We start from the raw sequence: 7,894 nt of genomic DNA, 5'->3' as shown, positions 1-7,894 counted from the left end.
CACATCTGACGGCGGCGTGTCGTAGGGCCAATGGCACTCGACGGCGGCGAATCCCGCGCGCGCGGCAGCTGCGATGGCGTCCGGCAACGGCAGTTCCGCCCAGAGAAAACCCAGATTTGCTTTGGGCAGCGGTCGTAACGGGTCGCGACGCGCCTCCAGTCCCTTATCCTGCCGAACATGATCTCGATGCGGTTGCGCCGCTTGTAGCGTCGCTTCTCATACTTGACCGGCTTCTTGCGTATCTGTCGGCCTGGGATGCAGGCGCTTATCCCTTTTCCTGCAACGCTTCTCTGAACTAGTCAGTGTCATAGCCACGATCGCCGAGCAGTGTGCGGACGATCGCGCTGGTTCTGGCGGTCGCCGCCCAGGACCAAGAGGCCGGAGGTCGACAACCTCACCCGGCTTCGCATGTTTGAAAGCCACTCTCCTTCTCCTTACCAAATTCCGCAACGCGGGTGCGGGACAACATCAGAAACAGATGCCTGTGGCTTCCGGAGTCTATACGCACTCGGTAGATGCACGCCGAAGCTGGCCCTGCCTTGGTGCAATCATGCGGGTCGGACAAACATCCTTTCGCTGACGCCGGACTGGCGCTCGTCCGGCCGGATCGCCCGATAAGCGTGCCAGGTGGCGTGCCCCAGGATTGGAAACACCAGGATAAATCCGACGAAAGCCGTCGCCACCGACATCAGGCACAAGAACAGCACGATGGCGCCCCAGGCGATCATCACGAGCAGGTTGTTCCAGACCATCGCCATGCTGATCCCGAGGGCCGACATCGCGTCTGTCCGTTCTTCCAGCAGCATCGGCACGGCAAACACGCTGATCGCGAATGAGAATGCTGCAAAGAGTGCGCCAACTGCGCTGCCGACCAGCAACAATGACCATCCCGTCGGTGTCAGAAACAGCGTTGACGCGACCTCGTCGAAGCCCGGAAAAGGCAGGACCCCGAAGAACAGAGCCCAGATCAGAACCGCAGCGCGCATCCACAACAGGAAAAGGCCGACAAGCAGCACGCCCATGAAGAGCGCCGAGTAACTTGACGCAGGCTTGACCAGAACCATGTCGCGAATGCCCGCCCGCCGCCCCTCCTCGAGCCGCCGGCTTTTTTCGTAAAGGCCGTTGGCGATCAGGGGGCCGATTACGAGAAAGCCGGCCAGCGCCGGAAACAGGACGTAATCCAGCTCGAACCTGAACAGCAGCCAGACAACCAGTGCCGACGCCAAGAAGACACCGATCCCGTAGAGCAGGCTTGGCACCGGGTTGGTCCACAGGTCCGACCAGCCCGCCCGCAGCCATGTAAAGGCGGTGCGCCAAGGAAGATCCCGGCTGCGCGGCTTTGCACGCGGCAGCGGAGGAACCACTTTGGGGATCATGCCATGGGCATGGGGATTGTCGGGAGGCGGCGGACCTTTGCGATCATTCAGCATGACGGCTTCGCCGCGCGCAGGGTCGCGGCGCCTTCCTGTTGGGGTTTCAGGACGCATTCGGACTGGGAGCTGAAGGCGACGATGACCAGATGAGCATTTGCGCCAATGAATACTGCCGCGATCAGCAATGAGACGGCCAAGGCCAAGATGCGCGGCCCGCTCCAGTAGGAGCGGGTGAGGAACAGCGTCATCGGTCGGCCTCCTGTCTCCGTTCATGAAGGTAGACCGCCAAGATCTTGCGCTCGGTCAGCGACAGGCGGTCTTCCCAAGCGGGCATCCAGCCCTTGCGGCCGTTATGGATGGTGGTGAACAGGGACTCGTCGTCACCGCCATAGATCCAGAAGGCATCCGTCAGGTTCGGTGCGCCAAGATCCCGGTTTCCTGCGCCATCCTCTCCATGACAACTGGCACAGTTTGCAGCAAATATCTCCGCGCCTTCGACAAGCCGCTCAGAAGCAGGCTGGGGATTTGAAAGGCTCTGGACATAGTCCGCAACGACCCGGACCTGATCGCGCGTCAGGATGCCGTCCCGGCCGAAGGCAAGCATCTGGGCAAACCGCGTCTCGGAATGCTGCGAGTTGATGCCAACACGAAGGGTTTCCATGATCGTGTCGGTGTCGCCCCCCCAGAGCCAGGCTGCGTCCGTCAGACTGGGAAAGCCCGGGCCGCCAGCGGCATCCAGACCATGGCAGCCCGCGCAGTTGTCGCCGAACAGCTGATGGCCGGTTTCGTTGACGCGCAGAGCCAGCGCGGGATCGGCCATGATCCCCTCCGCCGGCAGCGCCTCGATCTGTTCGCTCCAGTCGGCGCGGGCAAGGTTTGCCTCTATGACAGCTTCCTCCACCTCTTCGCGCTGATCAATCTTGAGGAGGCCTTTGGTGTATGTCGTGACCAGAGGCCAGGTGGGCATGAGGACCCAGACGATCAGCGCCCAAAGGTGAGTGACAAAGACGAAGAACCAGACAGCCCGCGGCACCCGGGTGTTGAGTTCGGTGATCCCGTCCCACTCATGGCCGGTCGTCTGGTGACCCGTCAGGGGATCGCGCTCCTTTACCGACATGGTCCATCCTCATCGTCCAGAATGCTCTTGGCCGCGGTGTCGAAGCGCTTCCCGAGCGAGGGCCAGAAGGCATAGACGGTGATGCCTATCGAGAGCGCGATGAGGTAGAACAACCCGAATGATTTTGCCCAGAGGACGAGGGTACTGTGGGTGATGTCCATGAACTTACTCCTCTACCTCTGGCTGAATGGCGTCCGGCAGATCCGTCAGGTTTCCAAGGACTTGTAGATAGGCCACGAGCGCATCCATCTCGGTCACCCGATCGGTGCGGCCGTCGAACGTCCGAACCGCGGTTTCGTCGCCATAGCGCTCGAAGACGCCACCTGCCTCGGCACTGTCTGGACGGGCCTGCGCCAGAGCGTCCACGCCGGCGTTCGCGATCATCTCGTCGCTGTAGGGCACGCCTACAGCGCGCAGCGCCGCAAGGCGGTCCGGCAGATCGGCTGTGATGAGAGGCGCATCCTGAAGAAAGGCGTACTGCGGCATGACTGATTGCGGCACCAGGGCGCGCGGGTTCATCAGGTGCCGCACCTGCCAGTCGTCGGAATACTTGTTGCCGACCCGCGCCAGATCCGGGCCTGTCCGCTTTGAGCCCCAGAGCATCGGGTGGTCATACTTGCTCTCCACTGCCAGCGAATAGGGCCCGTAGCGCTCGACTTCGTCGCGCAGGGTACGGATCATCTGGCTATGGCAGGCGTAGCAGCCTTCTCTGATGTAGATGTCACGCCCCGCCTGTTCGAGCGGTGTGTAGACGCGCATGTCCGGAGCGTCTTCCACAGTGTCGGCGATGGTGAACAGGGGGGCGATCTCGACAAATCCTCCGACGCCGGCCGCGAGAATGATCCCGACCGTCAGGGCCATCGAATGTCGTTCCGCCCGGTAATGCGTGCGCGCGTGAAACTCGAAAAAACGCGCGAAGGGTTTCAGAAGTCTTCTCAGCATGATCCTACTCCGCCGCCGGCACGGCCGGCTCCGTGGCTTCGGATGACGTTGGATAGTCGCGTTCCGGCGCATGGCGGGGCATGTGCCGGACAGTCATGAGGACGTTCCACAACCCCACGCAGGCGCCCGCCAGAAACAGCAGACCGCCGAGGGCGCGCGCGACGTAGTAGGGATGCATGGCGATCATGCTTTCAAGGAACGAGTACTTCAGCGTGCCTGTTTCGCCATAGGTGCGCCACATCAGCCCCTGGATGATGCCGCTGTTCCACATCGCAAAGACGTAGATGACCGTCCCGGACAGGGCGAGCCAGAAGTGCAGCTCCACCGCTTTCCACGAATACATGGCCTCTCGACGCCAGAGCACCGGCGTCAGCGCATAGATCGATCCAAAGGAGATCAGCGCCACCCAGCCCATGGCTCCCGCATGAACATGGCCTACAGTCCAGTCCGTGTAATGCGACAGCCCGTTCACCGGCCGGATCGCCATGAAGGACCCTTCGAAGGTCGAGAGCCCGTAGAACACGGCCGCCACCATCATGAAGCGCAGCGTGGCGTCGTCGCGCACCTTGTGCCAGGCGCCGTTCAGCGTCATCAGCGCATTGCCGGCCGAGGCCCAGGAGGGCACCAGCAACATGACCGAGAAGGTCATCCCGAGGGTCTGAACCCAGTGGGGCAGCGCCGTGTAGTGCAGATGGTGCGAGCCGGCCCAGATATAGAAGAAGACGATCCCCCAGAAGGACAGGATCGACAGGCGGTAGGAATAGATCGGCCGTCCTGCGCGCTTGGGCAGGAAGTAATACAGCATACCCAGGAAGCCCGAGGTCAGGAAAAAGGCGACCGCGTTGTGTCCATACCACCACTGCGTCATGGCATCCTGAACGCCGGCAAAGGCCGAATAGCTCTTGGCCCCAGTGAGGCTGGCCGGGATCGCCAGGTTATTGACGATGTGCAGCACGGCGACGACTAGGATGAAGGCGAGGTAGTACCAGTTGGCAACGTAGATGTGAGGCTCGTTCCGGCGGGCCAGCGTTCGCATGTAGAGGATGAAGTAGGCCACCCATACCACTACGAGCCAGAGATCGGCATACCATTCGGGCTCGGCATATTCCTTCGACTGGGTGATCCCCATCAGGTAGCCGCTGGCGGCGATCACGCAAAAGAGGTTGAAGCCGATCAGGACGAACCATGGCAGGACCTGGTTCGGCATCCGGGCGCGCGAGGTGCGCTGCATGATGTGGAACGACGTTGCGATCAGGGCATTGCCGCCAAATCCGAAGATCACGCCGGAGGTATGAACCGGCCGCACCCGCCCGAAGCTGGACCAGGCGGCATCGAAGCGCAGGTTGGGCCAGGCCAGCATTGACGCCACCCACAGGCCGACGCCCATCCCGATAACGGCCCAGATGAGGGCGATGATGATGCCGACCCTTGTGGGATCATCGTAATATGAGGCGGAACGGTCTTCGACTGGATCGGGTGCATCAAACGACTTCAACAGGACGACGCCGACGACGGCGGTGAACAGGATCACGACCCATCCCTGCATGCCGATCGGGTCGCCGTGCCCGACGGCAGCCATGACCAGACCTCCCAGCAGAACCGTCATTGTAATCATGAAGGCACGGGATCGCTCGGTCGCGGTGAGGCTGGACATCATGGCGTGGGTTCCTTCGGCGATTTGTAGGTTCGGGAGGGCAAAGGTCTGTCATCCTCATCGTAAAGAATGCGCTCGGCATCGCCTTCCAGATCCTCGTACTGGCCGTTGCGGAGGCTCCAGAAGAACGAGGCCAGTCCGACCAGCCCCATGACCAGGGTCACAGGGATCAGAAGCGAGAGAATGCTCATGTGGCGGCCTTTTTCAAACGCCGGCGCCGGGTGCCATGCCGGAGTTTTTCCGGAGAGGCGCTGAGGCGCAACGAGTTGCCGATGACGAGGATGGAGGAGGCCGACATCGCCAGGGCGGCAATCAGCGGCGTCACCAGGCCTGCAACGGCAAGCGGGATGGCGATGCAGTTGTAGCAGATCGCCAGAGTGAAATTTTGCCTCACCACCGCCGCGGTGCGACACGCCACCCGATGCGTGGCGGCAACTGCATCAAGGCCTTTGCGCAGGAATACGAAGTCGGCAGCCGTGCGGCCGGCATCGGAGGCGCTCGACGGCGCCATCGAGACATGCGCCGCGGCCAGTGCGCCGGCGTCGTTCAGGCCGTCACCGACCATCAAGGGACGACGCCCCTCGTGTCGCATATTCTCCAGGTAGGACACCTTGTCCGCTGGCTTCATGCCGGCGCAGATGTCGGTGAGGACAAGGTCATGCGAGAGGTGCATTACCCGCTCGCGGCTGTCACCAGACAGGATCACCAGGTCCAGCCCGCCTCTCGAGAACGCATCAAAGGTATCATGAACGCCATCGCGCAAGGTTTCCGTCACCTCGAAGCCGATAGGAGCGCCTCCTGCGAAGGCGAAGGCCGGATCGGTCGGCGAAGACGCTGGCTCGCCCGCAATCTCGGCCACCCAGTCACCTCGTCCCAACCGCGCCCGGCGGCCGTCGATGCGCCCTTCGATGCCATAACCGGGAACCTCCTGAACCTGCTCCACCACCGCTGCGGGCTCCGCAACCAAGTCAGCTGCAATCGCCTTGGCGGCCGGATGTGATGAGCGAATGGCAAGGCCTCGCGCGGCGGAAAGATCGGCCACATCGGCAATCACAGGCTCCAGGCGCGGCCGACCGGTTGTCAGGGTGCCGGTTTTATCGAAAACCGCAGCATCAATGTTGGCAAGGCGCTCGATCCCTGCCCCGTCCTTCATGAGGACGCCCATCCGCATCAGGCGGCCTGCCGCAACAACATGCGCTACCGGCACTGCAAGACCCAGGGCACAGGGGCAGGTAATGATCAGCACGCTGATCGCCACAAACAGTGCCTGCTGCCAGTCGCCGTCGGTAGTCCAAAGCCAGCTGAGGAACGTCAGCAGCGCCATGAGGTGGACGACGGGCGCGTAAAGCCGCGCCGCGCGGTTGGCGATCCGCTCATAGGTCCCGCGGTTCCTCTCGGCCTCGGATTGCATGCGGATCATCTGGGCAAGGAAGGACTCCGCCGCTGGCCGCAACGCCACTGCTTCGACACTCCCTGTAAGGTTCAGGGTGCCGGCCTCGATCATGTCTCCGGGGCTGGCAAGGACGGGCAACGGTTCGCCGGTGATCAAGGAGCGGTCGAGGTCGGTGCTTCCCTCGCTCACCTGCGCGTCCACGGGGACATACTCGCCCGCAGACACGACCAGCCGGTCCCCCGGCTTCACCTCTTCAAGCTCGACATAGGCCAGCGCCCCATCCGGCCGCCGAACCATCGCTCCGCTCGGAGCCAGCCGCGCCAGTCCGTTGATGGCACTGCTTGCGCGTTCGCGCATCATCTGATCGAGGTAACGGCCGCCCAGAAGAAAAAACAGCAGGGTCACGGCCGCGTCGAAAAACAACTGTTCGCCGCCCTGCAGAAGCTCCGCGAGGCTGAGTACCGTGGCCAGCAAGACGGCAAGGGTAATGGGGACATCCATGTTCACGCGGCGGACGCGAAGTGCAGACCAAGCCGAGGAAAAGAACGGTTGCCCCGCATAAAGAACGACCGGAACCGCAATCATGGCCGACAGCAGATGAAACGCGTCGCGTGTTGTTCCGAGGGCACCCGACCAGACAGCGACCGACAGCAGCATGATGTTCATCGCGCCAAAGCCCGCCACCGCCGTTGCCCGCAGCAGGCCATTTCCGGTCGGATCCGGCGTCGCCGTTGCGTCATCAGCCGCGCTGGCCGCAAATCCCAACCGATCCAGCGCAGCGATGAACAAAGCCGGGTCGGCTCGTGATCCCGACGGGGTGATCTGCACGCGCTTGAGGGAGAGGTTCACCCGCGCCGAGGCAACGTCGTCTCTGGCGTTGAGCGCCCTCTCGATCTTGGAGACGCAGCCGCCGCACCTGATATCCGGCACCGAGAGCAGACAGATAGCACCGCCGTCGCGCGCCGTGCGAAGGCTGCGGCGTGCGGCTCCCTGCTGCAGTGGGCTCATCAACTGCTCGGCGGCATCCCCATCGACAAGCGTCATGATGTCATCCCGCATTGTTGTCCGTCGCAGATGCGGCTTTCGACGCTTCCAGCCGCACACGTGTTCGTGACAGAATGGTTCCGTCTGGACCACAGGTCAACCGCACTCGCCAAAAAGGCGACTGGACGGTCAGTCGGAACTTGCCGTCATCCTCTCCCTCGCCCCGCTCCACCGTGCTCCTGATCCTGCCGGACCGCATGAGGTTCTGGAAGTCGGGCACGTCCAGTTCCAGCAGGGGCGCGATCTCCGTCGCGTCCACGACCGGCTGCCCGTCTCGGAACTCGATCTTCATGGCCGCGCCCTGACGTTCCATCCCCTTCCCCCCTTCACGCGGCCAGTTGTTCGTCGGCGGGGCCGAAGAACTCGAAGTG

At 62.8% G+C, this 7,894-nt stretch carries 8 protein-coding genes and 2 pseudogenes; all 10 read right to left on the bottom strand.

Going from position 1 to position 7,894, the window contains the following annotated elements:
* Positions 1 to 129, bottom strand: a pseudogene (locus OC184_RS18775) (isomerase); the annotation flags it as partial.
* Positions 120 to 328, bottom strand: a pseudogene (locus OC184_RS18770) (transposase); the annotation flags it as partial. The pseudogenes OC184_RS18775 and OC184_RS18770, both read right to left, overlap by 10 nt.
* Positions 329 to 548: 220 nt before the next feature.
* Positions 549 to 1,646, bottom strand: coding sequence for a DUF2189 domain-containing protein (locus tag OC184_RS18765; protein ID WP_265508682.1), 1,098 nt, complete (start codon positions 1,644 to 1,646; stop codon positions 549 to 551).
* The gene (ccoP, locus tag OC184_RS18760; RefSeq protein ID WP_265508681.1) at positions 1,618 to 2,490 is read right to left on the bottom strand and encodes a cytochrome-c oxidase, cbb3-type subunit III; all 873 of its coding nucleotides are present in this window, start codon (positions 2,488 to 2,490) and stop codon (positions 1,618 to 1,620) included. Before ccoP ends, OC184_RS18765 begins: the two co-directional genes overlap by 29 nt.
* Positions 2,481 to 2,651 carry a cbb3-type cytochrome oxidase subunit 3 gene (locus OC184_RS18755; protein WP_265508680.1) on the bottom strand — a complete coding sequence of 57 codons (171 nt, stop codon included), beginning with the start codon at positions 2,649 to 2,651 and terminating at the stop codon, positions 2,481 to 2,483. Before OC184_RS18755 ends, ccoP begins: the two co-directional genes overlap by 10 nt.
* A 4-nt stretch (positions 2,652 to 2,655) precedes the next feature.
* Positions 2,656 to 3,432 (bottom strand): cytochrome-c oxidase, cbb3-type subunit II, encoded by a 777-nt coding sequence (gene ccoO, locus OC184_RS18750; protein WP_265508679.1) that lies wholly within the window; start codon positions 3,430 to 3,432, stop codon positions 2,656 to 2,658.
* A gap of 4 nt (positions 3,433 to 3,436) precedes the next feature.
* Positions 3,437 to 5,086, bottom strand: coding sequence for a cytochrome-c oxidase, cbb3-type subunit I (ccoN, locus tag OC184_RS18745; protein WP_378926908.1), 1,650 nt, complete (start codon positions 5,084 to 5,086; stop codon positions 3,437 to 3,439).
* Positions 5,086 to 5,277 (bottom strand): cbb3-type cytochrome oxidase assembly protein CcoS, encoded by a 192-nt coding sequence (ccoS, locus tag OC184_RS18740; protein ID WP_265508676.1) that lies wholly within the window; start codon positions 5,275 to 5,277, stop codon positions 5,086 to 5,088. The genes ccoN and ccoS overlap by 1 nt, the downstream gene beginning before the upstream one ends.
* A complete protein-coding gene (locus OC184_RS18735) occupies positions 5,274 to 7,523 on the bottom strand; it encodes a heavy metal translocating P-type ATPase (RefSeq protein ID WP_265508675.1) in 2,250 nt (749 codons plus the stop codon). The genes ccoS and OC184_RS18735 overlap by 4 nt, the downstream gene beginning before the upstream one ends.
* A gap of 4 nt (positions 7,524 to 7,527) precedes the next feature.
* The coding region (locus OC184_RS18730; RefSeq protein WP_265508674.1) for a DUF6522 family protein at positions 7,528 to 7,894 on the bottom strand (367 nt) is incomplete at its 5' end.

The organism is Paracoccus rhizosphaerae (assembly GCF_026162645.1).
Classification (GTDB): Bacteria; Pseudomonadota; Alphaproteobacteria; order Rhodobacterales; family Rhodobacteraceae; genus Paracoccus; species Paracoccus rhizosphaerae.
The sequence above is the reverse complement of the archived record's forward strand: the minus strand, read 5'-3'. Positions and strand labels throughout refer to the sequence as shown.

What these genes read in the sequence shown, in the direction of transcription:
- ccoS (WP_265508676.1), bottom strand. Translation starts at nt 5,277, where the DNA reads ATGAGCATTCTCTCGCTTCTGATCCCTGTGACCCTGGTCATGGGGCTG.
- OC184_RS18755 (WP_265508680.1), bottom strand. Translation starts at nt 2,651, where the DNA reads ATGGACATCACCCACAGTACCCTCGTCCTCTGGGCAAAATCATTCGGG.
- ccoP (WP_265508681.1), bottom strand. Translation starts at nt 2,490, where the DNA reads ATGTCGGTAAAGGAGCGCGATCCCCTGACGGGTCACCAGACGACCGGC.
- OC184_RS18765 (WP_265508682.1), bottom strand. Translation starts at nt 1,646, where the DNA reads ATGAACGGAGACAGGAGGCCGACCGATGACGCTGTTCCTCACCCGCTC.
- ccoN (WP_378926908.1), bottom strand. Translation starts at nt 5,086, where the DNA reads ATGTCCAGCCTCACCGCGACCGAGCGATCCCGTGCCTTCATGATTACA.
- ccoO (WP_265508679.1), bottom strand. Translation starts at nt 3,432, where the DNA reads ATGCTGAGAAGACTTCTGAAACCCTTCGCGCGTTTTTTCGAGTTTCAC.
- OC184_RS18735 (WP_265508675.1), bottom strand. Translation starts at nt 7,523, where the DNA reads ATGACGCTTGTCGATGGGGATGCCGCCGAGCAGTTGATGAGCCCACTG.